Source organism: Metallosphaera sedula DSM 5348, from assembly GCF_000016605.1.
In the GTDB taxonomy this organism is placed as follows: domain Archaea; phylum Thermoproteota; class Thermoprotei_A; order Sulfolobales; family Sulfolobaceae; genus Metallosphaera; species Metallosphaera sedula.
Genome location: NC_009440.1, coordinates 1,311,146 through 1,335,398 on the forward strand (window position 1 = coordinate 1,311,146; position 24,253 = coordinate 1,335,398).

General features: G+C 44.2%; 32 protein-coding genes. 16 read left to right on the top strand and 16 right to left on the bottom strand.

The annotated features are described in order from the left end of the window. Positions 1–10: 10 nt before the first annotated feature. The 4 genes from MSED_RS06755 to MSED_RS06770 all read left to right on the top strand — a co-directional run bounded on the left by MSED_RS06755 (position 11) and on the right by MSED_RS06770 (position 2,104). Entirely contained in the window at positions 11–592 is a 582-nt protein-coding gene (locus MSED_RS06755; RefSeq protein WP_048060087.1) for a hypothetical protein, read from the top strand. After that, complete coding sequence (locus tag MSED_RS06760) at positions 589–1,281, top strand: nucleotide-binding protein (protein WP_012021279.1); 693 nt, start codon at positions 589–591, stop codon at positions 1,279–1,281. Before MSED_RS06755 ends, MSED_RS06760 begins: the two co-directional genes overlap by 4 nt. Beyond that, positions 1,259–1,633, top strand: coding sequence for a CopG family transcriptional regulator (locus MSED_RS06765; protein ID WP_012021280.1), 375 nt, complete (start codon positions 1,259–1,261; stop codon positions 1,631–1,633). The genes MSED_RS06760 and MSED_RS06765 overlap by 23 nt, the downstream gene beginning before the upstream one ends. Before the next feature lie 69 nt (positions 1,634–1,702). After that, positions 1,703–2,104, top strand: coding sequence for a hypothetical protein (locus MSED_RS06770; RefSeq protein WP_012021281.1), 402 nt, complete (start codon positions 1,703–1,705; stop codon positions 2,102–2,104). A gap of 4 nt (positions 2,105–2,108) precedes the next feature. On the opposite strand, the gene MSED_RS06775 is transcribed toward MSED_RS06770, so the two are convergent. Both MSED_RS06775 and MSED_RS06780 read right to left on the bottom strand, forming a co-directional pair. After that, entirely contained in the window at positions 2,109–2,789 is a 681-nt protein-coding gene (locus tag MSED_RS06775; protein ID WP_012021282.1) for a ParA family protein, read from the bottom strand. A 58-nt stretch (positions 2,790–2,847) separates the two neighbouring features. Beyond that, complete coding sequence (locus MSED_RS06780; RefSeq protein WP_012021283.1) at positions 2,848–3,693, bottom strand: MarR family transcriptional regulator; 846 nt, start codon at positions 3,691–3,693, stop codon at positions 2,848–2,850. A gap of 295 nt (positions 3,694–3,988) precedes the next feature. Here MSED_RS06780 and MSED_RS06785 point away from each other — a divergent pair, with 295 nt between their 5' ends. From MSED_RS06785 to MSED_RS06795, 3 genes are read left to right on the top strand one after another with little or no spacing between them, the layout of a single operon-like run. Further along, on the top strand, positions 3,989–4,465 hold the full coding sequence (locus tag MSED_RS06785; protein WP_144418768.1) for a hypothetical protein: 477 nt from the start codon (positions 3,989–3,991) through the stop codon (positions 4,463–4,465). Beyond that, entirely contained in the window at positions 4,458–4,697 is a 240-nt protein-coding gene (locus MSED_RS06790; protein ID WP_012021285.1) for a hypothetical protein, read from the top strand. The genes MSED_RS06785 and MSED_RS06790 overlap by 8 nt, the downstream gene beginning before the upstream one ends. A 52-nt stretch (positions 4,698–4,749) precedes the next feature. Beyond that, on the top strand, positions 4,750–5,550 hold the full coding sequence (locus tag MSED_RS06795; RefSeq protein WP_012021286.1) for an AAA family ATPase: 801 nt from the start codon (positions 4,750–4,752) through the stop codon (positions 5,548–5,550). 114 nt (positions 5,551–5,664) lie between these two features. On the opposite strand, the gene MSED_RS06800 is transcribed toward MSED_RS06795, so the two are convergent. Beyond that, positions 5,665–6,390 carry a ParA family protein gene (locus MSED_RS06800; protein ID WP_012021287.1) on the bottom strand — a complete coding sequence of 242 codons (726 nt, stop codon included), beginning with the start codon at positions 6,388–6,390 and terminating at the stop codon, positions 5,665–5,667. Between the two features lie 405 nt (positions 6,391–6,795). On the opposite strand from MSED_RS06800, the gene MSED_RS12580 reads away from it, so the two are divergent. The 3 genes from MSED_RS12580 to MSED_RS06815 all read left to right on the top strand — a co-directional run bounded on the left by MSED_RS12580 (position 6,796) and on the right by MSED_RS06815 (position 8,120). After that, complete coding sequence (locus MSED_RS12580) at positions 6,796–6,975, top strand: P-loop NTPase (protein WP_404802720.1); 180 nt, start codon at positions 6,796–6,798, stop codon at positions 6,973–6,975. Continuing rightward, the gene (locus MSED_RS06810; protein WP_012021289.1) at positions 6,968–7,561 is read left to right on the top strand and encodes a hypothetical protein; all 594 of its coding nucleotides are present in this window, start codon (positions 6,968–6,970) and stop codon (positions 7,559–7,561) included. The genes MSED_RS12580 and MSED_RS06810 overlap by 8 nt, the downstream gene beginning before the upstream one ends. Before the next feature lie 157 nt (positions 7,562–7,718). After that, positions 7,719–8,120 (top strand): acyl-CoA thioesterase, encoded by a 402-nt coding sequence (locus MSED_RS06815; protein WP_048060089.1) that lies wholly within the window; start codon positions 7,719–7,721, stop codon positions 8,118–8,120. On the opposite strand, the gene MSED_RS06820 is transcribed toward MSED_RS06815, so the two are convergent. The 5 genes from MSED_RS06820 to MSED_RS06840 all read right to left on the bottom strand — a co-directional run bounded on the left by MSED_RS06820 (position 8,121) and on the right by MSED_RS06840 (position 11,074). Continuing rightward, positions 8,121–9,269, bottom strand: coding sequence for an OFA family MFS transporter (locus tag MSED_RS06820; RefSeq protein ID WP_012021291.1), 1,149 nt, complete (start codon positions 9,267–9,269; stop codon positions 8,121–8,123). 175 nt (positions 9,270–9,444) lie between these two features. Beyond that, positions 9,445–9,861, bottom strand: coding sequence for a nucleotidyltransferase domain-containing protein (locus tag MSED_RS06825; protein WP_048060090.1), 417 nt, complete (start codon positions 9,859–9,861; stop codon positions 9,445–9,447). Next, complete coding sequence (locus MSED_RS06830) at positions 9,824–10,180, bottom strand: HEPN domain-containing protein (protein ID WP_012021293.1); 357 nt, start codon at positions 10,178–10,180, stop codon at positions 9,824–9,826. The genes MSED_RS06825 and MSED_RS06830 overlap by 38 nt, the downstream gene beginning before the upstream one ends. 47 nt (positions 10,181–10,227) lie before the next feature. Continuing rightward, positions 10,228–10,761 carry a hypothetical protein gene (locus tag MSED_RS06835; protein ID WP_048060091.1) on the bottom strand — a complete coding sequence of 178 codons (534 nt, stop codon included), beginning with the start codon at positions 10,759–10,761 and terminating at the stop codon, positions 10,228–10,230. A gap of 1 nt (position 10,762) precedes the next feature. Then, positions 10,763–11,074 carry a muconolactone Delta-isomerase gene (locus MSED_RS06840; RefSeq protein ID WP_048060092.1) on the bottom strand — a complete coding sequence of 104 codons (312 nt, stop codon included), beginning with the start codon at positions 11,072–11,074 and terminating at the stop codon, positions 10,763–10,765. A gap of 207 nt (positions 11,075–11,281) precedes the next feature. On the opposite strand from MSED_RS06840, the gene tenA reads away from it, so the two are divergent. Further along, positions 11,282–11,962 carry a thiaminase II gene (gene tenA / locus MSED_RS06845; RefSeq protein ID WP_012021296.1) on the top strand — a complete coding sequence of 227 codons (681 nt, stop codon included), beginning with the start codon at positions 11,282–11,284 and terminating at the stop codon, positions 11,960–11,962. A gap of 17 nt (positions 11,963–11,979) precedes the next feature. On the opposite strand, the gene MSED_RS06850 is transcribed toward tenA, so the two are convergent. Next, the gene (locus tag MSED_RS06850) at positions 11,980–12,540 is read right to left on the bottom strand and encodes an acetate uptake transporter (RefSeq protein ID WP_012021297.1); all 561 of its coding nucleotides are present in this window, start codon (positions 12,538–12,540) and stop codon (positions 11,980–11,982) included. Between the two features lie 97 nt (positions 12,541–12,637). Here MSED_RS06850 and acs point away from each other — a divergent pair, with 97 nt between their 5' ends. After that, the gene (acs, locus tag MSED_RS06855; RefSeq protein WP_012021298.1) at positions 12,638–14,632 is read left to right on the top strand and encodes an acetate--CoA ligase; all 1,995 of its coding nucleotides are present in this window, start codon (positions 12,638–12,640) and stop codon (positions 14,630–14,632) included. On the opposite strand, the gene MSED_RS06860 is transcribed toward acs, so the two are convergent. From MSED_RS06860 to MSED_RS06870, 4 genes are all read right to left on the bottom strand, one after another. After that, positions 14,610–16,592: a DEAD/DEAH box helicase gene (locus tag MSED_RS06860; RefSeq protein ID WP_012021299.1), complete on the bottom strand. Its 1,983-nt coding sequence runs from the start codon at positions 16,590–16,592 to the stop codon at positions 14,610–14,612. The genes acs and MSED_RS06860 overlap by 23 nt on opposite strands. Before the next feature lie 39 nt (positions 16,593–16,631). Next, positions 16,632–16,817: a zinc-ribbon domain-containing protein gene (locus tag MSED_RS12015; RefSeq protein WP_080512769.1), complete on the bottom strand. Its 186-nt coding sequence runs from the start codon at positions 16,815–16,817 to the stop codon at positions 16,632–16,634. 91 nt (positions 16,818–16,908) lie between these two features. Continuing rightward, positions 16,909–18,036 (bottom strand): MFS transporter, encoded by a 1,128-nt coding sequence (locus MSED_RS06865; protein WP_012021300.1) that lies wholly within the window; start codon positions 18,034–18,036, stop codon positions 16,909–16,911. A 62-nt stretch (positions 18,037–18,098) separates the two neighbouring features. Next, positions 18,099–18,506 (bottom strand): hypothetical protein, encoded by a 408-nt coding sequence (locus tag MSED_RS06870; protein ID WP_012021301.1) that lies wholly within the window; start codon positions 18,504–18,506, stop codon positions 18,099–18,101. Positions 18,507–18,753: 247 nt separating this feature from the next. Here MSED_RS06870 and MSED_RS06875 point away from each other — a divergent pair, with 247 nt between their 5' ends. From MSED_RS06875 to MSED_RS06890, 4 genes are read left to right on the top strand one after another with little or no spacing between them, the layout of a single operon-like run. Next, positions 18,754–19,095 carry a DUF2173 family protein gene (locus MSED_RS06875; RefSeq protein ID WP_012021302.1) on the top strand — a complete coding sequence of 114 codons (342 nt, stop codon included), beginning with the start codon at positions 18,754–18,756 and terminating at the stop codon, positions 19,093–19,095. Between the two features lie 52 nt (positions 19,096–19,147). Further along, a complete protein-coding gene (locus MSED_RS06880; RefSeq protein ID WP_012021303.1) occupies positions 19,148–20,056 on the top strand; it encodes a fumarylacetoacetate hydrolase family protein in 909 nt (302 codons plus the stop codon). Positions 20,057–20,073: 17 nt separating this feature from the next. After that, positions 20,074–21,255, top strand: coding sequence for an MFS transporter (locus MSED_RS06885; RefSeq protein ID WP_012021304.1), 1,182 nt, complete (start codon positions 20,074–20,076; stop codon positions 21,253–21,255). 43 nt (positions 21,256–21,298) lie between these two features. Next, the gene (locus MSED_RS06890) at positions 21,299–22,018 is read left to right on the top strand and encodes a carotenoid biosynthesis protein (protein WP_012021305.1); all 720 of its coding nucleotides are present in this window, start codon (positions 21,299–21,301) and stop codon (positions 22,016–22,018) included. On the opposite strand, the gene MSED_RS06895 is transcribed toward MSED_RS06890, so the two are convergent. Genes MSED_RS06895 through MSED_RS06905 form a run of 3 tightly spaced genes read right to left on the bottom strand, consistent with a single transcriptional unit; the run spans position 21,956 to position 24,173 of the window. Beyond that, positions 21,956–22,414: a DUF2299 domain-containing protein gene (locus tag MSED_RS06895; RefSeq protein ID WP_144418769.1), complete on the bottom strand. Its 459-nt coding sequence runs from the start codon at positions 22,412–22,414 to the stop codon at positions 21,956–21,958. The genes MSED_RS06890 and MSED_RS06895 overlap by 63 nt on opposite strands. A gap of 4 nt (positions 22,415–22,418) precedes the next feature. After that, positions 22,419–22,889 (bottom strand): DUF2299 domain-containing protein, encoded by a 471-nt coding sequence (locus MSED_RS06900; protein WP_012021307.1) that lies wholly within the window; start codon positions 22,887–22,889, stop codon positions 22,419–22,421. Positions 22,890–22,910: 21 nt separating this feature from the next. Then, positions 22,911–24,173 (bottom strand): phytoene desaturase family protein, encoded by a 1,263-nt coding sequence (locus MSED_RS06905; protein ID WP_012021308.1) that lies wholly within the window; start codon positions 24,171–24,173, stop codon positions 22,911–22,913. Positions 24,174–24,253 lie beyond the last annotated feature (80 nt).

The window sequence follows — 24,253 nt, forward strand, 5'->3', positions numbered from 1 at the left end:
CTCATTATCCATGATATATCTGTCCCTGGCCTATCTCCTAAGGCAGGAGACGGGAAGGGCAATACTATTTTCTTACCTATCTTTGCTATCCCACGTGTATGCTTGGGCCCAGCTAGAGGGAGGAATTGTTATCTTTATAATTACCTACTACCTCATGAAACGCGAATTACCAGCCCATTTTAGGAGATACACACTTTTTACAGGACTTCCACTGGTCCTAGGTCTGGTGGTGATGTTTATGGGAATACTTCCTGTCCCACTAGGTTTCTCGGTTAATAGCTACATGAGTCAAATAACTGTGTTAAGTTGGGGAACAATAAACGCATTTCTATACTACGCCATCTCGGTTTATGGTCTAACTAAGTCTCCAAGACTAATTTACGTAATTTTTGCGTCCTCTGTTCTGGCAACCTTGGTTCTTGGGGTGGTCCAGAACTTGATAATCGACATCCCGTTATTCATACCCGCATCCCTGGGAGTACTCAAGTTGAATTCCAAACTGAGGATTCCGGTTCTCGTCCTTTTCGTGATATGGGCGCTAATCATGTCCCTCAACAGCTTCCCCTATCTGTATAATGGGGTGACCATATGATGAGAAAGATCATTATAACGGGGGTAAAGGGAGGTACTGGAAAGTCGCTTATATCTTTTCTCCTACTGAGAGAATTGGTAAATACAAAGAGAGTACTTTTCATTGATCTAGATAATACCCTGACAGTTACTAGATTATTGGGAATTCTTCATCTTGATGACATATTTAATAATGACTATAACGTTAGTTCTTGGACCTACAAAAATGTTAGCATAATACCACTAGGTGTTGCAAATCAAGGAAAATTGCAGGAATTTCCTAAAGCATATATGGATCTCGTAGAAGATAAAGATATTATCATGATAGATTCCTCCAACATCACTAATCCAGTCCTTAGCCTTGAAGCCAAATTGAGCCCCCAAAGCGAATTAGATCTTATCTTGGTTACTACGCCCCAATCTATTTCACTAAAGAGAACCATTGATACCTTACTATCCTTTAAGACGATTTACCCCATAGCACCTTCACAGAAGCTCGTGGTTTTAAACATGACTAAGGAGGAGGTTCAGGAGCTTCAGAACGATATTCCTTTTGTAAAAATACCCTTCATTAAGGAACTATTTCTTAAAGGAATCTCAGCAGAATCATGTGAATATCCATCTATTCTAGCCTCCATAAGAGATATTTTGTATATTTTGGACCTGACCAAGATATTAGGTGATAATAATGGAAATAAAAGAGTTTATTGAGGGGAACAAAAAGACGATAATTCTAGATGAGGACCTTCACAGAATCATTACATTCAGGATCGATAGGGAGACCAACAAACGACTAGAGGAATTATCTGCAAAGCTCAATGTTACTAAAACAAAACTAATATTGAACATGATAATGAAATTTCTTGCTGAAGATGAGCAGAGGAGAATCCTCATTCTTCAATATCCGGTAACCATAAATTCAAACTCCATAATTGGAGTAAGGGTCACTGAGTCGTTACTCTCCATGTTCATAGAAAAAGTACCTACGGAATATCCCTACACAGTAGCTCTAAGAAAAATTGTAACATTCTATACTAATGATATTCGCGAAAATATTTTATGACTTTCTATCATTTCCTCAAGAGGGTTGTTAGCAAAGAGTTTTTAAATTGTATGAAACCAACCTTCTTATATGAGAATAGTTGTAATACTGCCTACGATAGTCTTCTCAATCATGACAGCTGCTGCGTTCTATTTTAACGATATTCTACTAGTACTATTGGCTTTACCATTATTATTTATACAATATTTTGTAACTAAGAGCCATGAAATAGTTGATCAAGAAAGCCTTAATGCATACATAAAACATGCATATGGTATCTCCTGCGAAGGGATCATCTCCTTCACTGAAGACCTTGAGCTATATCTTTACTTCCCTTCTAAAATGAAGGATAATACGGCCATGGTAAGCAGAGATAAATGTGTGATTAAGATCAACGGAACTGTAAAATCAATGGAGGTTTATGAGGGAATAGAGGAAGCTGTCACAAAATTATGTAAACCGAGGATAAATAAGATCTCAAGCTTAAATTAAGATCTCACATTATATTCTCCACTATTTCAACTAATTCGTACAATTCCTTTGGTGGTTCACAATTCTGAAAGCCATTATATAGTAGGTCCCTGTAGAAAGGTACTTTGATAACCCTTATTCCAGGAACTTCTATATCCTGGTTTTTCACCATATTAGCCACAAGAGCCAGTATCTCGAGAGATATTATTTTTGGAATCATCTGCTTAAGTATTTTTCTATATTCCTCTACAAAGGCCAAAGCTCGGTCTAGTTGAAGGGCTGGAGTAGTGACAGGGATGAAATAAGAGTCCGATCCCTCCACGGTCTTATAATAGGCCTTATACTCCATTAGTTCTATCTCGCCTATCCCGCCAGGCGAATTATCAGTTATTACGATATCTGCACCCTTCAAGATATTACCATAGATGGGATAAAATTTCTCCAGAGATGGAATATTACTAGGTTGAAATCTAGCCAGCGATACAACCTTGAGGTTACGATCTTCGTAAACAAATTCGCCACTTATATCATCTGCCAAATAATTGAATAACCCAATTTTTATTCCGAAAATAGAACTTATAGTTGCTGTTAAATCGCGATCTATAAGTACAACTTTATATTTATTACTAAGCAATTTAGATAGATAGTAAGCAATAGTAGATTTACCTACTCCTCCCTTAGGACTCACAACAGCAATACGAATCATGATATAATAATACCGTCTTATTTTTATAAAAGGACTTAGTAGTTTCGACTACCTATCCTCATTTCCTTGTTCCAAGAAATGCCATTATACTAGAAAGAGTGTAAAATACTAGAAAATAGAGCCATATGGTAGCAGCTATATGGTCTATGGGGCTTTTGTAGAAATAGAAAATAATTGGAGATATTATAGCAAATATTATTAAAAGTTTAAAAATAGCGTAATCCAGCCTAGTACTGAGAGTGGAGCGCAAAATGAATTTAAGGAAAATATTGTTTCTCATTTTGTGAATGCCGGGAATCTTTCCCAGAACTTTCTTTCCCTCGTCTGTAATCAGCCATTCTACCTTTAAACCTGAGACACTTTTTCTATTTATTCTCTTAAAGAATTTATAGCGCACAGATAACACTTCTAAGTAATTTATGATAGTTCTTTTAGAGACGCCCAGTTCTTTGGAAAGTGCGGTAACGGGGACTTTACCATCGTTTATCATTGCAGCTTTACCAATTTCTACAAAATAGTAGTAATGATTCAGGTTATGCATTATATCCATTTCTCCATCTATAGTGTTCCGGTCCTGAACAAAATTTGAGTATGAGCTAATATCCTTAGGATTACCGTTGGAACCGTTAAGAGGTTCCCTTAAATATGATAGCGTGGAAAGCTTCTCAAGTAAACTCCTGCCTGTGGCTGACAGGTCATATATATCATATTTAACTCTTTCAACGAGGCCTTTAGCGATAAGCTTCCTAATGGAGTCTATCGAAGCCTTCTTGTTAACGCCTATACCCTTTGATATTTCTGATATTGAGGATGCTCCCTTCTCTGACAAGAAGAGCATTATTTTCCATTGAATCTCGCCCTTAGCAAAATCAATACTTTCGTCCAGCTCCCTCAATATATCCATAAGGTCGTTAGTCCCCATTATCTTCTATATTAAAGAAAATGAGGAATATAAAATATTAAGGTCGTTTTCCGGGAATAATCACGTTAAGTTTTCAAACGATGTTACGCTAAAATCATTTATGAGGGTTAGTATATTACTTTACCGTAATATTTAAACATATTCATGTAATTCACTATTCTCGATCATAAAAATTTAAATATAATCAATTGGAAAAGGAGTTTATGTGCGCTGAATATAGCCAAGCGATCGAAATTTCTGGAGATTCTTAATATTGTTGATACCTATAAACACAATCATGGATTTAATTAATCAGACATTACTTTATGCTGTTAGCACATCTGGCCATCTAGCATACTTCCTGTTGATAAAAATAGTCGCAGTTTCCAATGGATCAATAACGGTAAACGCTACAAACATCCAACCTAATGGTGTTATTTTAAATTACACAACGGGTATGCCCCTATTCCTTGTGATCTATAATGGTAGTGGACAGCCTTCTGGGGAGATATTCAATGTTCCAGTGGATAGGGTATCTGTTCCAGGCTACACGTTATATGTGGATCAATACAACGGCCTCGTTCTCTCCTATATTTCAGCTAATCAAAATTTTACCCTAAACGGCTCCACCATACCCATAGGACCAGGAAAGACTTTACCCATTATTTTGCCTTTTCAAAAACAGACAAACTATACCTATGAGGTTCTTTTGCTAAGTTCTGTTCTTGTTTTATCCTTCTATCTCCTGTTTAGGAGAGGATCGTCTCATGATTAGATACGAGTTAACTTATTTAGGAAGGGCCTTCGTTGCCTCATCTATCATTCTCCTTCTTCTATCTGCTATTTTCTTTATGAGTGATCAAGACTTATCCAATACCATGGGAGACTTTACTTATTTCTTTCTTGTCATAGGAGTGTTATTAGTAGGAGCAGGGAAATTGCCAGACGATGACGAGTCAGAGGATCAGGAACATGAAGATTCTGATAAAATTCCCCAAAAGAGCTAAGTAGTCTATAAGGAAAAATAAATATTGAAACTGAGAGTAGAAGAGATTAGCAATGAGAATCCCAGTACTGAGCGTTAAGGGAGGTATAGGAAAATCAACAATTTCCGTTCTATTGGCCAAAGAACTAGCCTTAAGGGGAGAAAAAGTAATAATTCTAGACAGGGATCAGTTAGGATTTATATCCTCACTTGTAGGAATTGAAAGCAAAGGAATGATAGCAAGTGTAGTTGATGGAGAAAGTTGTGAATGTCATACCCATATCAAAATGGGAAAGGGTCAAGTTCACATCATAAAATTTTACGGTGATGGACCTAGACTAGAATCTGATCTGAATATCATAAAAAGCGACGAGAAACTGACCCGCGAATTAACCGAAAGTTACACCTTGATGTTAAAGTCTATAGAGCATTCATACATGATTCTTGATAATCCAGCATTATCGCTCCCTAACGAAATCGGCAACATGTTGGAGACAACTTCTTATCTTTCACTATATCCAGGTACCCGATCACTACGAGTCATGGTTTCGGATATCACTACACATCACTTTGAGAACACATTGAAATATATCGAAGCATTGAACTTGGGAAGTAGAGAGATACCTCTGGCAAACGTTGTAGGGCAATTCTTAGTAATTAACATGGCCCCACCAGGATGGAATTATAGAGTTGAATTACCGAACCTCGTCACGGAGGTAAAACGAGGGAAATTTTTAGGCGCATATATATTACCTTTTTCTGACGATCTTTTCCAGTTTTCCGGTCAAATTGATGATATGCCTAGAATAAAACAAGTTGAAATTTTGGCTAACCATGTTCTTAAAGATATCACTACAAAGGACGTCATAGAATGAGTCGAGCTCTCCCTCAACGATCCTCCGATTATATATTTGAAACAGAACGTATCAGCTTTAGTTCAGGCACTACGACAAATGGGTATACACTATGGACAAATAATAAATTCTCAATCACCCCCCCCCCCCCGTCACTATCTCCTCAACCACGGATATTAACTCGCTCATATCCGGAATAGTCGATATTCTATTAAATCCTTGAAACAGAAGATCCCTATAGAATGGTATTCCCACAACCCTAACCCCTGGAACTCTAAGTCTTATATTGTCAAGGACTTCTGATATATTTCCTCGTATCATGTTGATTATCAGTGCCGCAGTACGGAAATAGGTAATCCGAGGAACAAGATTCCTCATGGTTCTCCCTATGTCACCTAAATGATTGAGAGTTAGGTCCAAAGCTATCCCAGGAGCAGTTACGTAGAAACCATTACAGTGAACTTCACCTACTGCCTCATAGTATCCCTTAAACTCTAGCCCTGCGATATCATCTATCCCAGGAGGATTATCCGTTATGACAACCTCCATTCCCTTTAATATCTCAGAGTAAACCCCTGCTAACTCTTTGACGGATGGAAGAGATGAGGGAAAATAGGAGACCAGAGATAAGACCCTCAGATTACCCTCATCTGTTATGAACCTACCTTCAGCTCCGTCAGAAATAACGTTGATTAGACCGGTCTCTAGCCCAAAAATCTTACCTATAGTATTTGTATAGTCTCTATCAACAAGGAGTACGCGATACTTCTCCGACAGGTTCCTTGCTAGGAAATACGCAATAGTTGATTTCCCCACACCTCCTTTGAAGCTAAAGATGGAGAACCTGACCTGTTTACTCATCGAATATATATTAATAATATAAAGCCTTAAAAACTTTGAACGTACATGAATAATATTATCTGTCTCGAATAGGAAAAATGATTTAGATGACGTTGAAGTAATGATGTAAAGAGATTCATCCTTTCTGGAATAGACTTCCTTTCTGGAATAGACTTCCTTTCTGGAATAGACTTCATGACATGCCTTTCATACCTGACTCCGCAACCTGAAACCAGTATCATGACTTCATTTTTGACAAAGAGATAATCAATAAAGTGTATAGATTCCATGGCTTTGACATTCAACCTATTTAGGAGCGATTAAAGATAAATTCATTGTTTATATTATTGTTATGTAACTATGAATGCGTCCAACAAGATTTTTATATTTAATCTTCTCCTCCAATATAATATGAGATTTTCAGTTATGAGTATAAAGGGTGGAGTTGGAAAATCTACAATCTCTATATTACTTTCCATAGAATTAAATAGGCTAGGGAAGAGACTTATCTTAGTGGACATGGACCTATCCGGCTATACATCGTTTCTCGCAGGAATAAGAGAGCCGGGGATTTTTTTCGTCCATCGTCGATGGAACGTTGAATAGGGTAGAGTCCTACCGAGACATTGAAAATATTCGAATAATCAAGCTTGCAGGAGATGGCCCAAGAACGAAACTTGACGTTTCTAAAATCCGCAGCAACTCAACTTTTCTTACCCAGTTTCAGAAGGCATATCTTTCCGCGATTTCAATTCCCCATGATTACAGTATAATTGATAACTTTCCATTGTCCAGTTCCATGGATGAGGAGAGCCGTTTAGAAAGGGAAATTTATACAAATGTTCGTAATGATATATGTTACAGTATTCTAGTTACAGATTCAAGCGATTTTGATTTAAATGAAACCTTGGTCTATTCAACTTATTTACGGAAAAACAATGATCCATGCGTGCCCTTTGCTCTAGTTACTAACATGATACCTTCGTCTAGAAAGCAGGCACTTGAGAAAAGGATTATCGAATTAATGAACAGAATAAATACGCATATTGGAATTCTAATTCCATTTATTGATGATCTTTTTGAATATAATGGCCCCATAAATGGGATGCCCAGACTAAGTCAATTGGCGGAACTTGCCAAAATAGTAGTCAACGAATCAGAGAGCAGAGAAAATGTAATTTTGTCCTTCTAATATATAATAAACCCAACAGGACATCCGTATCATGAAATTGTAATTCTATGGCGCTATGAAACTGAGTCTACTATTGCCACGAATTCTCTACCTACATAATCCTAATCAACATATGATAGGAAAAGAAGCTTATTATGACACCGGATTCTTACTGATTATGACCCACGAATTCGTGTTTGAAGACACTGTGAGAATATACGACACGGATGCCCAAGACATTGCACACTACGCGTCTTACTATCGCTTCTTCACCAATACTATTGAGAAATACATGAAGGATAAGGCCGGGATTCCCTACCCTAACGTGAGTGACGAGTTGTGGTTTGTTATGGTAGAGACTCACGCCGTTTACAGGAGGCCGGTAAGATTGGGAGACGAGTTGACCGTGATCATCTCTCCCCAGGTTGTGTCCAAGAAGGTTATCAGATTTGATTTGAAGATTTTGGTCAAGGGCACGGTCACCACAGAGGGTTACGTAACCCAGGTAGCAATAAATCCAAAGGTCTGGAAGTCGGTGGAGATACCAGAGGATATTCTGAAGAGGATAGTTGAGGTTTAGTCACTTCATGTTTCCCTGATTGCCGTGCTGACCCATCACCCTTTGACCAGTTCTAATCCTAGGAATAACAGGAATCAAGGCAAGCACCCCCACAAGGCTTCCGAGAACTAAATAAATCTCAGATGTGGTCACGTTTAACGTATAAAGATAGGCGAAAACGAAACTGCCCAGAACCCCACCAAGTGCCTTTCCCGTATACAGGATACCGCTATTAACCGTGGAGAACCTAGTACCAAAGATCTCTCCTGCAACGTTAAAGTACAAGGTGATCATGGACCCGCCAGCAAATCCCACCAGAACCGTCGTTGGGATCAATTGGCCGACCAGGAGAGTCAAGGAGCCCACCAGCAGGATCGCGTTAAGTATAAGGGTAGTCCTCACTATTCCAACTTTGTCAGCTATCCTTCCCATGATTGGCCTCATCCCACCACTGAGTAAGGGAAAAATCGAGATAAGGATCGTAAGTTCCTCCTGTGAGAGGTTTTTACCTAGAACAGCAAGTTGAGAGGAGATGGCAGTCAGTGGAATAACTGCGCCCACGAAGGAGACGTAGATTAGCCAGAACTTGGTAGTGAAGATCACCTGCCCTGGTGGTCTTCCTTTACTTGATGCGGGATAACTAATAAGGGACATCAGGACCGTGACCACTACGAGTTCAGAGAGACCTATTGTTAGCGTGACTATCTTGTAATTATCCACGTGAAGTATTAGGGGGTTAGCCACCACCGAGCCTAGTCCAAATCCCATGGATACGATACCCGTGGCAAAACCCATTCTGTCGATAAACCATTTCATGGCGAGGTTTGCTGCTATCCCGTAAAGTATTCCCTCACCAATACTTCCAAGGGACCAGAATACGTAGAAGTAGAGAATGTTAGGCGAGAGGTAAGTTCCAAGAAACCCCAGTGAGGCCAGGACCGATGCCACGATGCCCACGTTCCTAGGACCATCCCTATCAGCGAAATGACCTCCCAGGGGCTGGAAGAAGGAGGAGAACACACTGAATAGGGTGAAGCCAAGGGCTATCTGCACCACGGAAACAGAGAAGCCTGTCCTCAGGAGAGGCTCCAGAGCATTCCATGAATACTGATATAAGGAGTTGAAGCACATCACAATGAAACCAATTGCTAGGAAGGTCTCTCTTTTCATTGATTTATGAAACCTGTACGTTTTAAAAAGATTTCTTTCAATTAAGCTTAAATAACATAAACATTACTAAATTATTGATATTAAAAATGATCAATAGGGTGATTGGATCCCCCAAGCTTGACAGAGATGTGGGATCCACGCGATAGATGGAATCACATACACTGTAGAGGTGATATTACTGAGTAGAAGTCCTTATCCATCCATCCCTAGTCTTCCTCAACCCATTGATCCTTCTTAGCACCATTTCCCGATACCGCGTAAATATCGAGAGGTTGTCGCACTGAACCACTCCCTCATAAAACGCATCTATCACCACCGTGTTAAATTCCTGGATTTCTCTTTCAACCGACTCCGCATCAACGAAGTGCAGATCGATCTGCCCTGGTGGAGTGGTAGGTCTGTCTTTTCCCACAACAAGAAGGTCCCAGTCGCTGTAGATCTTGTGGTCACCACGGGCTCTTGAGCCGAAAAGAATCACTGTGTATCCCCTTGTGCATAGGGAAGAGACGTATTCCCTGACCTCTTCCCTCTCCCTTGCGTATATCTCTAGCAAATCAGACGCTATTGAGTAGTCTTTCCATGCATTTGACACATCTCTCACCCTCCTGTCTGTCTAGGTCCACCAGACTCTCTTCCGGGTATCTGGATCCGGTATACAACATTGAGAGAAAGTTTGCACAATCCAGCAATTCCTCGCTCACTTTAACCTCGTTTAATTTCGCGATTTCCTGGAGTAATCTTTTCAGGGAATGAGTGTACATAACTGAACCCGTACGTTGAAGAATGTATCCCTTGAGTTTCAGCTCCACAGCCATATGCGAATGAAAACACGCCTCAGGAAAATAACCCCTTTCCATCAAGAGAATAGCAACCTCTCTTTCCTTCTCGCTCCTTTCAAACCACTTTGCCATAAATGGTTTCCGTGAAACGCGTTATAAAGATTCCACGATGCAAGCGTTTAGGGAATTGGAAATACCATTTCCCTTTCAACGTGAATCGAGGACGGCATTGCAATCCCCTCTAGATTCACCATGCAGAATTCGGGAGATGGACCCAGCGCTAGCAACCTTCTCCAAAGGGATCCCTTAACTTGCAAAGAGGCATAAAACTTCTCATACGGGACTCCACGTGGCTTAGGAAACCAGGTTACAACATCTCGTCTCTGTTTGATGAATTGACCTGCCTTCAGTGCGAGGAGGGTTCCCTTTCCCTCCAAGGAGAGGGAAGCCACCTCATCATGGACGGAGCGAGTATCCCTCTCAACCGCCTCTATTAACCTGTCTAGGGCTCCAGAATCCTCAATGAAGTACCAATCTTCATACACATCACCAGGAGGCATCCATGTAACTCCAGAGACCCTATAGCTAGTAGAGAAGAGAAACCCGTGAACCTTGACCCGATGAAAGCTCTCGTGGAACCTAACCAAGTACTTCTCGTACTCCTCCCTTTCCACTCGCGGATCCCTTCTATGCCAGAAGACGTAAGCCTCCACGTTAAGTCGCCAACTTCTTTATGAGTTCGTAGAAGTTCTCATAGGGATGAATCGGGTAAACCTCTATCTCGACTCCGTACCCCATCTCCTTCATGATGGGAAGATTCTCCAGAATTTCGTCCAGTTGCTCGTGTGTATTCACGTCAAGGACCGCGACAACTTCTCTTTTTCCTGACACCTTCCATAACCCCTTGATCACACCTTGCTTCACCCCAGGTAGGGCTGCCTCTGCCTCCCTTTGCCAGATCTGCATTAGATGCCTCTGAGTGAGAGATTCGGGCTGACGAATCTTAAACCAAACTAGGTATAACATATTGCAATTTCATTATCTAAGTAAATAAACATTCATTGTATTCCTCTGTGGGTGGATACGTGAGTTATTGCATTACTCCAGTTGCCAGGCTGTGAGGGAGCAGGTTAGGTAATTATTGAGCTTCCAGTGACGCCTCGACAGGTGACCTTGTCACATACTCTCTACCAACGATAAATTACTTATTAACTGGGTAATCTAGTATCAGCCATGGCTAGACACGAAAAGTTTTGGGCCTCAATTCACGACGTAATCCAGGAGATTGAGGAACATCCCTTCATTAGAGGGCTTGTTGACGGGTCCCTCCCCATGGAGAGCTTCCAACACTACATAGTTCAGGATGCCCTATACCTCAAAGAGTTTGGGAAAGTGTTGCTCATGGCCTCCGTGAAGGCTGAGAACAACGAGCAGAGGGTTAATTTCCTCACTCACGTCCTCGATTCCATAAGGGTTGAGGAGGGACTTCACTCATCCTTTCTTAGAAAGTGGGGCATAGACCTAGAGGCCCAGGAAATGTCTCCCGTGAACAGGGCATACACCTCTTTCCTTCTAAGTGTTGGCTACTCCTCCCCTTTTCCTGAAGTTCTAGCTGCAGTCCTACCGTGCTACTGGATATACATGCATGTGGGCAAGTCGCTGGTGAAGCTGGGATCTCCCGTGGAGGAGTACAGGAGATGGATAAATACGTATGGGGGCGAAGAGTATGAGAAGGGAGTTACGTGGGCTATTAGCCAACTTGATAAGCTTGATGTGGATGCGAGGACAGAAAAGCAAATGATGGAGAATTTCAGACTTGCGTCGATTTATGAATACATGTTCTGGGACTCTGCGTACAGAAAGGAACGTTTCCCATTTTCAGTCAGAAGAGATGGAAAAAATCTTATATCTTAACTAAACCCCATAGATCATCAAGACATTGGGGCCCTTCCCAGAGGAGCTTTAGCGCCCAGTGCCTCAGCCACAACCTGAGCCAATCCCGTGTACCACGCAGCAATGGCCGTCAAAATACCTACATATCCTCCAGCATGAAATGCCCCCTCGTTCCCTGTCATGGCGCCTATTCCTAGGAGGAAGAAAGTTATCCATAACAACAGGAAAGTCGCAAATAATCCCATGTTCGATTTGAAGGTTCCTAACCACATTACAAAGGTGAATATGCCAAATGCTACCAGTACATATCCTATACCCACTGCAGTAACTCCTCCGTAAATTCCCAACGAGGTAAGGAAGAACCACTCCCAGAAAGCTCCGTATGTAAAGAAGGCCACATAACCGAACGTATTCCCTGCTCTCCACTCCAGTATCCCTGCAAGGAGCTGGGCTAATCCTCCGTAAAAAGCTGCAAGCCCAAGAACGGCATTAACGCCGCTCGAAAGTAGCCCTGCATTATATGTACTTAAAACAAGGGTGGTTAAGGCGAAACCAGATAGACCTAGGGGTGCGGGGTTTGCTCTTTTTTGTTCTGTCATGTGAATTCCCTCTTTCCTGTCTTTTATAAAATTTAAATCTTTTCTAAGACTACCATACTGCAACAAGTTTATAATATAAATTTCGAACTTTATTTGTATGTCTCAACCAGAAAATGAATCAGGTCTACCTTTTCAAGAGAAAGTTGTACCTGAGTTACTCAAACACAGGTTAGTGACACCTGAGGAATACCTAAGAATTCACAAGAAGACCGTAGAGAACTACCAAGAGTACTGGGAATCCGTAGCTAAGGAACTGGACTGGTTCAAGCCATGGGAAAAGGCGCTTGACGATTCGCATCCTCCTTTCTATAAGTGGTTTGTTGGAGGAGAGCTGAACGCGTCTTATCTTGCAGTGGATAGGCACGCCAACTCATGGAGGAGAAATAAGGTAGCTATAATCTGGGAGGGAGAGCCGTGGGAAAACGGTCCCAAGGAAGTCAGGAAATTGACGTACCTTGACCTATACCGTGAGGTAAATAGGGCAGCCTATCTCCTCAAGGAAGTTTACGGCCTAAAGAAGGGCGATACCATAGGGATTTACCTTCCCATGATTCCAGAGCTTCCAATATTCATGCTTGCTGCCGCCAGACTAGGCGTAGCTTTCACTGTAGTCTTCTCGGGATTCAGTGCACAGGCGGTAGCTGATAGGATGAACGATGCCGACACCAAGTTGCTTATCACAGCTGATGGTGGTTGGAGAAGGGGGAAAGTGATACCCCTCAAGGAGATCGTGGATAAGGCGCTTGAGACAGCCACCACAGTGAAGAACGTGTTGGTGGTCAGGAGAACCGGAACAGAGATTAGCATGAAACCCGGAAGAGATGCCTACTTACACGACGTGATGAGTAAGGTTCCGATTAAGGCCTACGTGGAGCCGGAGAGGGTGAAAAGTGAGGATCCTCTTTACATTCTTTACACCTCTGGCACCACGGGGAAGCCTAAGGGCATAATTCACGACACAGGCGGATACATGACTCTCCTTCATAACACCATGAAACTTGTGTTTGACATTAGGGATACAGACGTTTTTTGGTGCACCGCAGACATAGGATGGGTAACTGGTCACTCCTACATCGTGTTCGGGCCCCTTCAGGAAGGAGCGACTGAGGTCATGTACGAGGGAGCCTTGGACTTCCCTGAACCTGACAGGTGGGTCTCGATCATAGAGAGACATCAGGTCTCAATACTTTACACTTCACCCACGGCGATAAGGACGTTCATGAAGCAGGGAGAGCAATGGATAAAGAAGCACGACGTTAGCAGCGTAAGGCTAATGCACTCAGTGGGAGAGCCAATTAACCCTGAGGCGTGGAGATGGTTCCACAAACTAGTGGGGAGAGGACAAGTTCCCTTTGGTAGCACTTGGTGGATGACTGAAACTGGTGGAATAATGATATCACACATGCCTGGTGGATACCTAGTGCCCATGAAACCTGGAACCAATGGTCCTCCTCTTCTTGGCATAGAGACTAACGTATTTGACGAGGAAGGAAAACCCATGCCAGAGGAGCAGAAGGGTTACCTAGTGATTACCAAGCCGTGGCCTGGCATGCCACTCACTATCAACAAGGATCCAGAAAGGTACGTTAAGGTATACTGGAACAAGTTTCCCAACGTTTTCTACGCCGGAGATTACGCGATCAAGGATAGGGATGGTTACTTCTGGATACTGGGGAGAGCCGACGAGGTAATGAAGATTGCCGGACACAGGATTGGAACGTATGAGCTGGAGTCGGCCCTCGTGCAACATCCAGCGATAGCCGAAGCAGCAGTAGTTGGTGTTCCAGATCCTGTCAGGGGAGAGGTGGCTGAGGCCTTCGTCATCCTCAGATCTGGAGTGGAGCCTAGCGCTAAGCTAAGGGAGGAGATTGTGAAGTTCGTGAGAGAAAACTTCGGTCCCATAGCGGTGTTCAGGGAAATCCACTTCGTCTCGAAGCTACCCAAGACCAGAAGCGGAAAGATCATGAGGAGGGTAATCAAGGCGGTTGCAACTAACTCTCCCGTGGGCGACGTCACCACGCTAGAGGATGAGGCCTCTGTGGAGGAGGTAAAGAAAGCCTTCCAGGAGCTCAAGGAACAGGTCGGGAAGTGAAATAAGAGAAATAGATTTTGCCTGCAGTATTGCATATAGCTAAGACATTCTTTTTTAGGAAGTCCTTAACCTCTTTCTTTACTCCATAATACGCCAGGGTGATCTTAGGATAGACAGTGATACCGTTTATTGACGCGTTTAACTGAACGTTGAAGCTGATGGAACTGTTCTTCTCATTTACGTTGCTCTGAAGGGAAATACCGAAACCTGGGTTCTCGAAAGTGATTTCCATTCTTTTCTCCACATCCGTCAGCTTGTCAGGTGGGAACAACACCATGAAGTACCTCAAAAGGTCCTTTCTAGTGAGCTTATACTGTTTGCTTCTCCCAAGTACCATGATGTCCAGATCACATAAACCCTGGCACTGGGAACCATAACATAGTTGGCAATACTTGGAGAGCAATATCTTGGCAAACAGGTCTCCCATTCCCTCTACGTCATAGTAGTACATGAGATCTCCATCCATGATTGCCCTATCGACGAAGTCAGAATATGGAATATCCTGTTCCTTGGCGTTAAGGAACTGAGTGACGTTGGACTTTCCTCTTACCATTATGTAGTCCTTCAGGTCATATTCCATCTCCAGTAGCTTCATGAGGGGAACCTCCCCTCCCTTCTCCTTAACCTGATCCAGTATTCTAGATGTGGATCCCTTCCCCGACTTCCTCTCCACAATGTAACTCACGTCAACACCCTCCCTGTGAAGCGATCGCAAAGCCTCATCCAGATCATCGTACTCGGGAGTCTTGGGAGTTAAGGTCACGACCAGATACTTTACGCCCTTGGATTCGCTCTTCCTTATTAGTCTGCCGAGTCTCTGATAGAACCTGAGTGGACTCTTAGGTACATCTGTCATTATGAGGAGCCTAGCCTCGGGGATATCAATCCCCTCCTCACCCACGTGCGTAGAGATGATCACGTCCACATTACCGCTCTTAGCCTCATTAACTATCTGAAGGCGTTCCTCCTTGTTTAACTCCCCGGTTAAAGTCTTAACTCGGTTCACCCCCATGTTATGGAGTATTACCTCAAACTCGTGGGCCGTGGAACGCCTCGCAGTGAAAATCAAGACCGGCCGATGTTCCTCGACGTCGTAGGCCTCGAGTATCTCCTTAAGACTTCGAGCCTTATGTCCCATACCCTCTGAACTGCAGAGAGTCCTCAACGTAACGTTATCTGAAACCTTATCTCTCACGTTTTCCAGACTTTCGCAGAAGGCCGTCTTTCCGTGACTATACAGGGTAAACCTTAGAAAGCTTAACGTCCTCTCGTCCCCTGGAATCTTCCCCTTGAGGAGGGCATCGTACGCCACGTTCTCAACACCGTCCATCTCCGCATCAAAAACATCCGCGATCGCCTTGGGTAAGGTAAAGGAAGGATCTATTTCGGAGAGCTTCTTGAAGTCATAGGCCAGAAGAGAGGGCACCCCAAAGGCCTCCACGAACCTCGAGTCCATGCTATACCTCTTGGAACTGGGTAGGAGGGCAGTGAAGCCTATCACTATCCTCGGCTTCATGGAAATTAGGCCGGACATGTACCTCGGATCTCCAAAGGCGTGGTGTACCTCGTCCACGATGACCGCATCAACCTTTGGCATACACTTGGAGGAGGTGAATGGAGTTGACACGATCACGCCCTTTCCTTCCTCGAAACTGGTGCAATTTCCCTCATACTCTTCCCCCACATCATCAAAGACTTTGACCCAAAAGTTATGATACATTTGATCGCAGAGAAGTCTCGTGGGTTCCAGGACCAGGACTTTCATCCCCTTCCCTCTTAGGTAGTCAGCTAGGGCAAGCTCCACTAGGGTTTTACCCGATCCCGTGGGCATGGAAACCACAATGAAACGGCTCTTCCTCAAGTTGTCCAGAACGTCCTGCACGACCTTTTCCTGGTAGGGATAGGGCGCGAAACCAAGGGAATCTCTAAGTTTCTCGACGAAGGTCTCGGAAATACTCACAAAAACTAAGCCAGCTGTAGGGTTAATATTATTGATCCGTTATACTAGAGGAGTACCACAGTAGAGGCAAGTAGATCTTCCAGCTGGATTCGACCTTGAACACTTGGGACATATCTTCACCTGAAGAGCGCCAAACCTATTGGGGAGAGTAGCACCACATCTCCTACAGTTGGTAAGAATGTCTGGGTTCATCTCTCCACAGTTGACACACTTAACTTTTCCCATTCGTATCTAATAAAATTCAAGAGAACGGACTTTTAAATTTTTTTGTCATTAAACTATAGAATTTATATAAGACAGACCACCAATCACGAAATTAGGATCTAACTTCCCTGAGCTTAAGGTACCAGAAGGAGGTTATCAGCCTTAAAACGGCCGAGGTTAGTAGAAGTGTCTTTATATCCACAACTAGTCCCAGGAAAGGTATGAGAAGGTTGAGAACAAAACTGGATAACACGGCTCCAGCTAGAGCTCCCAAACCCTGAAGGACAGAGTAAAACCCTAGCGCTACCTTCATGTCCTCTTTGCTGGAGCTGTCGTATAAGTAACTTATGTAAGCTGTGGAGCCTATCATGCTTGTGAACCCTGCGACCACCTCAGCAAGATAAATGAAGTAAACGCTTGGAGCTAAGGCGTACGACAATGGAAAAACCGTGAGGAGTGCCCTTCCTAGGAACATGGCCATTCTCCTGTTTCTAGTTATTAGCCTAGCCACCCATCTTCTCATGACAAGGGAGGAGATGCCCGCGACGACGGAGATTATTGCTATGTTTACGTAGTTCATGTGGAAAATGTATATCTGGGCCAGGGGAAAGAGAGGCCAGGCAAAGGACCAGAAGAAGGTAAAAACCGTGGTCAGGGAAAAGAAGCCCCATATCCCACGCGGTATGTGAAACTTCCTCGCGGGGTCCTCATAATCGACATCAGAGTATCTGAGGACAAGAATGGTGGACAGGGTGATTATTCCGCTTAGGATAAAGGGCACCTTAATGAGCTGTGTCGAGGAACCTGCGAATAACCCAGCCCCAATAGTCGCAATTAACCCTCCAACGTTCGCGTATGCCGTATACTGGGTTAGAATTTCTCCCCTTGATGTGGAGCTAAGCTTCTCCATCACCAGGTTCCATCCCATTAAGGACATCCCGAGACCCAGTTCCGCGATACAGTAGGTCAGGGTAATGTAGGGTCCAGTAAAGGGTAAGAGTGACATAACTATCCAAGCCATCCCCGAGACGAGGTTTCCCCACATCAGCATCATTAACGCTCTGACCCTGAACAGTGCAGTTATGAACTCGGACACGGAAGTTAACACTGTAGAGGCAGAACTTATGATACCTAGATACTCATTCACAACTCCTGAGGACGCTGCAGTGAAGGTAATGAAGGGCTGTGATAGATCATTAGCTAGACTCTTTAGCACGGCGTACGTTCTCAATGGCTTCAAGGTTGGATTCAGATTGGATACAAGGTATTAATTTTCTGTTCTACTTCTAAAGAATCTCAAGATTACATGTAAGTGTGAGGTCTTCCCAGTTTCCACGATTGTATGAGCATTGCGTCCCGAGGATCCACGAGATTCAGGGACAGGTTGTGAGCGAAGCTGTTCTCCCCAAATTTTTCATTGACCATTTCGAGCGTGATCCTTCTGACCTCCCTCTCGTCTGCTATCCCTAGGAGATGGAGATACTCATGAAGAATGACAACATAGAAATATTCGGACAAATTCGATTGGGGCACTTGACTGAGAGGTACCGTATTTACGTAGATCACGTCCTGACCTGCTCTGACAAAGCCTAGAATTGACGGGTTGAACGGTGCCAGCTCTATCTCGGCCTTAGCAGATTTTCCGCTTCTTCTAAGCACATCCCTCATAACCTCGTTTAGAACAGAATAGGGTGTTTCTAAGGTTGGCATAACTTACCTTTCTCATCTACCTTTTTATACCAATGTTAAGATGTAGATCCAGGATAGTTAATTTACTAAATATTGTAATATTTAAATCTTGGCCCATATATGTTCCAAATTAAACCCCGTCAAAATGAACTATAATTATAGACCTAGGTACTACACTGATCATAATTTATTTTAGTTTTCTTTGTAACTTGAAATGTTTAATCACTAATCTTATATATATGATTGATACAATATAAAGTAGATAAACATGTCAGAGTCGCAGAAACTGGAAAGACTCATGAAACTAAAGGGAGCAGTGGCAGCAGGTAAGTATACCATGGATGGGAAACTCGCAGAGTATAAGGGGAATCTGCCCAAGGAGATGGCCGAGATGGTAGCCATGATGTGCGCTGCGAACACAATGATGGGGAGGATGCAGGCCGAGGGATTCAGTAAGTTCTCTGGGATGAAGTGGTCCCCGTTCCACGGCTGGGCGGTAGCTGCTGGAGATTATGCCGTATGCGTAATGGGACAGTACGGAGTTTTCGTGGAGATGGCCAAGGCAGACTTCAACGAGATATTCAAGACCCTAATGGAAGTGGCCAAGTAACCTTTCACTTGGTTCAAGTAAGGTTTTTTTCCTTCCCCTTGTAAGAGCGTATATGAGGCTCTTTACCTTCCTAAAATTCGGTGAAACTAGGGTTGGCCTGGAGAGGGATTCCAGGAGACTCGACCTATACGAGGCCTATAGGCTGGTGTATGGGACCAGGGAAGCTCCGGGTTTTCTTCTAGACATGAAGAAGTTGATAATGTTGGGCAAGCCAGTGATGGACGTACTACACGAACTGGAGAGAGAGTGGCCTAGGGAGGCCGAACTTTCAGGTCAACTGGAGTGGTCTCCCCCTGTACCCTTCCCTGAGAAGATCCTCTGCCCCGCAGTTAACTATAAGGCGCACGGCCAGGAGGCTGGAACTCCGCCTCCACCTAAACCCTACTTTTTCACCAAGTTTGCAAGCTCCCTTGTGGGCCACGAAATGCCAGTTGTTAAACCCAAGGTTACTGAGAAGCTAGATTGGGAAGTTGAGCTGGGGATAGTCATAGGGAAACCTGGGAAGTACGTGGAGCCTGAACGTGCCCTGGATCACGTTTTCGGGTTTACAGTGTTTAACGACGTGTCTGTTAGGGATTGGCAATTCCCTGAGGGATGGCCAAAGATCTTGAACCCATATGGCCAAAACTGGGTTTGGGGAAAGGCAATGGATAGGACTACGCCAGTGGGACCTGTAATTGTGACTAGAGATGAGATAAGAGACCCCAACTCCCTCTCCATGATCCTCAAGGTAAATGGCAACGTGGAGCAGAACGGAAACACTAGGGATCTCATCTTTAATGTCCAGGAACTTGTGAGTTGGGCGTCAAGGGGCATAACCCTTTCCCCTGGTGACATAATCTCCACGGGAACCCCACCAGGAGTCGGTTTTGCAAAGGGGAAGTACCTCAAGCCTGGGGATGTGATGGAGGCGACCATAGAGGGTATTGGAACACTAAGAAATAAAGTGGAACAGGAATAGAATACTTGGTGGATTTTTTGGACTCGTTCAACTGGCTACTTCTTTCTAGAGCTCTTAGAAGCATAGGCATAATGTTCGTGACCATATCGAGTTCCCTTTACCTTTCCACGCTCGGTCTCTCACCCGTGATAATAGGGTTGGTATTCCTGGGAATGACCGGCTATATAGCGGGGTTCTCCCTTTCCCTGGGCATGTTAGGGGACAGGGTAGGTTACAAGAAGTCCCTCATTCTAGGAGACCTAATTCCAGCGATTGCCCTAATACTCCTTATCTCCACCAGGAATCCCCTCGTGGTAATTCCGTCAGCGATAATCACAGGTTTAGGCGGAACCGCAGGGGGAGCTAGGGGGGCCTTCTCCCCTGGATTAACTGCCCTAGTGGCGAGGAACTGGAAGGAAGACCAAGAAAGGGTAAGGAGATTGGGAAAGCTAACCTCAATCTCCGCTTTAGCTGGAGCAGGTGGTGGTATACTGCTGAGCTTTCACGATTACCTGCCCTTCGGAAACGTGAATGACTTTCGATTCCTCTTTGGGGTAGCTTCTGGTCTTCTTTTCGCCTCTGCCTTATGTATTCTTAAGGTAGAGGAAAGGAGAGGAGAGAAGAAGAGTACAAAGTTCATGAGAAAGGGAAGTCTGAGGTACATCTCTAAGGTAATAGTCTCTAACACCTTATCAGGTGCAGGTGTTGGATTGGCTATTCCCCTTCTTCCTCTCTGGTTCAATCTACGCTTTCATGCATCTCCCTTGATAATAGGGGTTATCTTCACGGGGGCGTCCTTGAGCACCTCCTTAGGGTCCTATATTGCCACTCGTATCTCGAGAAATCCCCTTAGGTTGGCATCCCTAACCAGGATAATGAACGGTGGATTTCTCCTGGCCATGGCAATCTCCCCGTTCCTTCCCCTGGCGGGAGCGCTTTACGTAGTGAGGGGGTTTAACGCTGGTGTAGGTATGCCCAATAGGACCGCAATAAACGTAAGAGGGGTCTCAGAGGACGATTTCGGTACCGCGTCAAGTCTTCAAGGAGTCGCCACACGTCTGTCGCAAATGAGTTCAGGATTAAGTGGATACCTTCTTGAGGAAAGCTTTGCATTACCGCTTGAGGTTGGAGGAGTGATGCAAGCTCTAGGTGGGATTTTATACTACACATTGTTAAGGGGAAAGGAGGAGAGAAGGGAGGAGAAACCTAAGACCGTTTAGTTTCCTATTGAAAGGCTTTAACCAGTCTCCTTAACATACTATCATGGAAAGGATATGGATAGTTAGCTATGCCTATCTAGTGTACCTTTTCCTAGCCACGCTTCCTCAACTAACGAATCTTCCAGGATTCAATCTGGGCATACCCATCCTGGTTCTGATTGCGACCTACTTCTATCATTCCTACGTGAAACTGGGGAGAAGATCGGTCATCTTCTTCGTGATAGGATTCTCCATTGGTTTCCTCTTCGAGTTCTTAGGGGTACATACTGGATTTCCCTTCGGGAGATATTACTATACCTCAGGGCTAGGGTATGAGGTGTTGGGAGTTCCAATCATTATTCCCTTCCTCTGGGCAACCTTGGCTTACTTCTCATTTCTCCCTTCAGGGAATCCCTTCATCTCCTCATGGATAATGGTAATAATAGACTTAACGGTGGATCCCCTGTTCTCCAAGTTTGACTGGCACTGGATAACTCCTGGACAATATTTTGGCGTACCCATCTCAAACTTCGTCTCCTGGTATTTCATTTCCCTCCTGATCTACGTAACGTGGAGCAGGAGGGTGACGCTAATATACGACCCCAAGGCATCACTCTTCGCGTACGGACTGATCCTAGATCTAGCTCTTCAGGATTATTTCGCAGGACTTGGACTACCAGCATTAATCTCCTTCGGGGTGGCCTCATTCTCTTTTCTGACTTTACATGTACTTGCTCGTAGGTTGAGGTACACCAAATCTGTCGGCGAACATAAAAATAACTAGAGTCCCCGCATTTCTGACCTTATACATGACATTCATCACGTCATTCTCGGTGAGATCCTCGTCGAGCATTACCCTGCTCACAAACACAAGTTGAGGAACTTCATCGTCAGGAGGAGTGAATCCCACATCTATCTTCATCCTAAGTAATCTGTACCTCATGCTAGTGAGGAACTCCTTTCTTTCGTTAGGAGGAAGGGACTTCAACTGGGATTGATGATACTGATGAATTCCCACGGCCATACCCAGTACGTAGACCTTCGAGTCCTTCTCTGGTTTCACTAGCTCCAGTTGGGGTCCACCCTGCTGAGGGGATATTGCCAGGTGTAGAAACTCCTTGGCCTGGGGGACCTCTCTTACGTTCAATCCCAGGGATTTAAACACCTTAACTGGGTCCATGATCTCACCCATACATTGTGCTGGGTCTATTTTCCCCAGCTCCAAATGCATCCAAGAATCTCATAATCACGTAGGTTCCTGCGTTCCTCACTGAGTAGAAAGTATCGAGGAAGTCGTTTGCCCTAAGACCGTCCTGATAAACCACCTTGCTCACGTTTATTAGCTGTGGAATCTCTTGACCTGGCGGAAGGAAGGCCACGTCAACCTCCATCTCCATGAGGTAATACTTTATCTCGTCAATGAAAGCTTTCCTGCTCGACGTGCTCATTTTCCTGAGCGTGTCCTGGTGAGCCTGATGTACTGCTATGCCCATTCCCACAATGTAGAACGGTGTCATGTTAGTTGGACGAACCACGTCGACCACAGGGGCTCCCTGAGGAGGTGAAGCGCTTACATGAAAGTATTCCTTAGCTCCATCTGGGGTCCAAACCTTCATTCCAAGCGAGGTCAGCCACTCCTTAATCTTGTTCTCCATAGGGGAAGATAAATCCAGGAATTAAAAACCCTGTTGAAGATCCTCTTCCACAGCCAAGGCCACATTGTAACCTGGTATTCCTGTAACTTGTCCTCCGGGGTAGGTTCCTGCCCCTGAGAGGTATAATCCCTTAACTGGCGTCCTATAACCCCATCCCTTTACGGGTCTACCATCAAAGAGGTAGGGATACCTCATGGGCAGATGATTGAGGTTCCCACCCGGTGCATGATAGTACCTCAACGCATAGTCTGCAGTTATCTTCTCCTCATACAGGATCTCCCCGCTAAACATGGACAAGACCTCCTCCCTATCTCCCATGAACTCTAGGACTGGGGCTCCTCTCGTCTCATCTAAGACTGAGGGCATTATAATTTCGCCCACCTCTAGGTCAATTATACCCTGCAAGTATGGCTTGAGATCGTCCCTAACCTTGACTCCATCCCTAAATACCACGTTGTACTTGACCCATCCTCCTTTCCCCGGATCCAGTTTCAGGTCCATCAACGGCTCTGTCATCGAGAAAGTAGCAACGGGGCTAATTGCAGACACGACCAAGTCTGCCTTCAATTCCCTATCTCCAACTTTCACTCCTGTTACCTTGCCGTTCCTAATCACGATTTGATCCACCTTGCTCCTAGTCTTGATCTCCACACCCAGGGATCTAGCTTTCTTCTCTATGAGGCTTGGAATTGTGCCCATTCCGCTTGGAACAAGGGACCACTCGTTATAGAAGTAAGCCACCATATAGGCTGGGGCGTCCTCCATGGAAGGGTATATGAAGTACCTGTGCACCTCCCTTGGGAGATATTCTTTCAGAAAGTGAGCTGAGGTGTCCTTAACCATTTCTGGTACGCCCTCCCTCTCTGCTACCTCGAGAATTTTTTCCCTTGAAGGAGGGCTTGAGGTAAAGGTAAACCATGACATAATCTCTTTCATCTTGAAGAGTTTATCCTCAAACTCGGAGAACTTAGGAAAATATTTACCAAGAACCTCTCTTCTCCTCCTTGGCTCACGATAAAACGGTATGAGTTCTCCGTCATATTCAATGGTCTGAAAGATCTCGCTCTCAATTATGGGTATCTCAAATTCCCTTCGTAGAGACTCAGGCATAATCCCTAGGACGTATGAGGCCCTACTTATCACAGCCTTGGCCTCTACCGCGCTCTCAGTCATTCCACCGATCCTGTGAGATGCCTCAAGAACCGTTACGTCTAGACCTAGTTTTCTGAGGTAATAAGAGGCTATCAGTCCGTTATGTCCAGCCCCTATCACTAGAGCTTTCATTTGAACCCAATACTAGGGTAAAGTAAAATCGCTTTTGGAGAAGAATCAGGAAGGGTATGAGCTTAAAATCCCTTAATCTT

Excerpts from the sequence above, each read along its gene's own strand:
- MSED_RS06755 (WP_048060087.1), top strand. The coding sequence starts at position 11 with ATGATATATCTGTCCCTGGCCTATCTCCTAAGGCAGGAGACGGGAAGG.
- MSED_RS06760 (WP_012021279.1), top strand. The coding sequence starts at position 589 with ATGATGAGAAAGATCATTATAACGGGGGTAAAGGGAGGTACTGGAAAG.
- MSED_RS06765 (WP_012021280.1), top strand. The coding sequence starts at position 1,259 with ATGGAAATAAAAGAGTTTATTGAGGGGAACAAAAAGACGATAATTCTA.
- MSED_RS06770 (WP_012021281.1), top strand. The coding sequence starts at position 1,703 with ATGAGAATAGTTGTAATACTGCCTACGATAGTCTTCTCAATCATGACA.
- MSED_RS06775 (WP_012021282.1), bottom strand. The coding sequence starts at position 2,789 with ATGATTCGTATTGCTGTTGTGAGTCCTAAGGGAGGAGTAGGTAAATCT.
- MSED_RS06780 (WP_012021283.1), bottom strand. The coding sequence starts at position 3,693 with ATGGATATATTGAGGGAGCTGGACGAAAGTATTGATTTTGCTAAGGGC.
- MSED_RS06785 (WP_144418768.1), top strand. The coding sequence starts at position 3,989 with ATGGATTTAATTAATCAGACATTACTTTATGCTGTTAGCACATCTGGC.
- MSED_RS06790 (WP_012021285.1), top strand. The coding sequence starts at position 4,458 with ATGATTAGATACGAGTTAACTTATTTAGGAAGGGCCTTCGTTGCCTCA.
- MSED_RS06795 (WP_012021286.1), top strand. The coding sequence starts at position 4,750 with ATGAGAATCCCAGTACTGAGCGTTAAGGGAGGTATAGGAAAATCAACA.
- MSED_RS06800 (WP_012021287.1), bottom strand. The coding sequence starts at position 6,390 with ATGAGTAAACAGGTCAGGTTCTCCATCTTTAGCTTCAAAGGAGGTGTG.
- MSED_RS12580 (WP_404802720.1), top strand. The coding sequence starts at position 6,796 with ATGAGTATAAAGGGTGGAGTTGGAAAATCTACAATCTCTATATTACTT.
- MSED_RS06815 (WP_048060089.1), top strand. The coding sequence starts at position 7,719 with ATGACCCACGAATTCGTGTTTGAAGACACTGTGAGAATATACGACACG.
- MSED_RS06820 (WP_012021291.1), bottom strand. The coding sequence starts at position 9,269 with ATGAAAAGAGAGACCTTCCTAGCAATTGGTTTCATTGTGATGTGCTTC.
- MSED_RS06830 (WP_012021293.1), bottom strand. The coding sequence starts at position 10,180 with ATGGCAAAGTGGTTTGAAAGGAGCGAGAAGGAAAGAGAGGTTGCTATT.
- MSED_RS06840 (WP_048060092.1), bottom strand. The coding sequence starts at position 11,074 with ATGTTATACCTAGTTTGGTTTAAGATTCGTCAGCCCGAATCTCTCACT.
- tenA (WP_012021296.1), top strand. The coding sequence starts at position 11,282 with ATGGCTAGACACGAAAAGTTTTGGGCCTCAATTCACGACGTAATCCAG.
- MSED_RS06850 (WP_012021297.1), bottom strand. The coding sequence starts at position 12,540 with ATGACAGAACAAAAAAGAGCAAACCCCGCACCCCTAGGTCTATCTGGT.
- acs (WP_012021298.1), top strand. The coding sequence starts at position 12,638 with ATGTCTCAACCAGAAAATGAATCAGGTCTACCTTTTCAAGAGAAAGTT.
- MSED_RS12015 (WP_080512769.1), bottom strand. The coding sequence starts at position 16,817 with ATGGGAAAAGTTAAGTGTGTCAACTGTGGAGAGATGAACCCAGACATT.
- MSED_RS06870 (WP_012021301.1), bottom strand. The coding sequence starts at position 18,506 with ATGCCAACCTTAGAAACACCCTATTCTGTTCTAAACGAGGTTATGAGG.
- MSED_RS06875 (WP_012021302.1), top strand. The coding sequence starts at position 18,754 with ATGTCAGAGTCGCAGAAACTGGAAAGACTCATGAAACTAAAGGGAGCA.
- MSED_RS06880 (WP_012021303.1), top strand. The coding sequence starts at position 19,148 with ATGAGGCTCTTTACCTTCCTAAAATTCGGTGAAACTAGGGTTGGCCTG.
- MSED_RS06890 (WP_012021305.1), top strand. The coding sequence starts at position 21,299 with ATGGAAAGGATATGGATAGTTAGCTATGCCTATCTAGTGTACCTTTTC.
- MSED_RS06895 (WP_144418769.1), bottom strand. The coding sequence starts at position 22,414 with ATGGACCCAGTTAAGGTGTTTAAATCCCTGGGATTGAACGTAAGAGAG.
- MSED_RS06900 (WP_012021307.1), bottom strand. The coding sequence starts at position 22,889 with ATGGAGAACAAGATTAAGGAGTGGCTGACCTCGCTTGGAATGAAGGTT.
- MSED_RS06905 (WP_012021308.1), bottom strand. The coding sequence starts at position 24,173 with ATGAAAGCTCTAGTGATAGGGGCTGGACATAACGGACTGATAGCCTCT.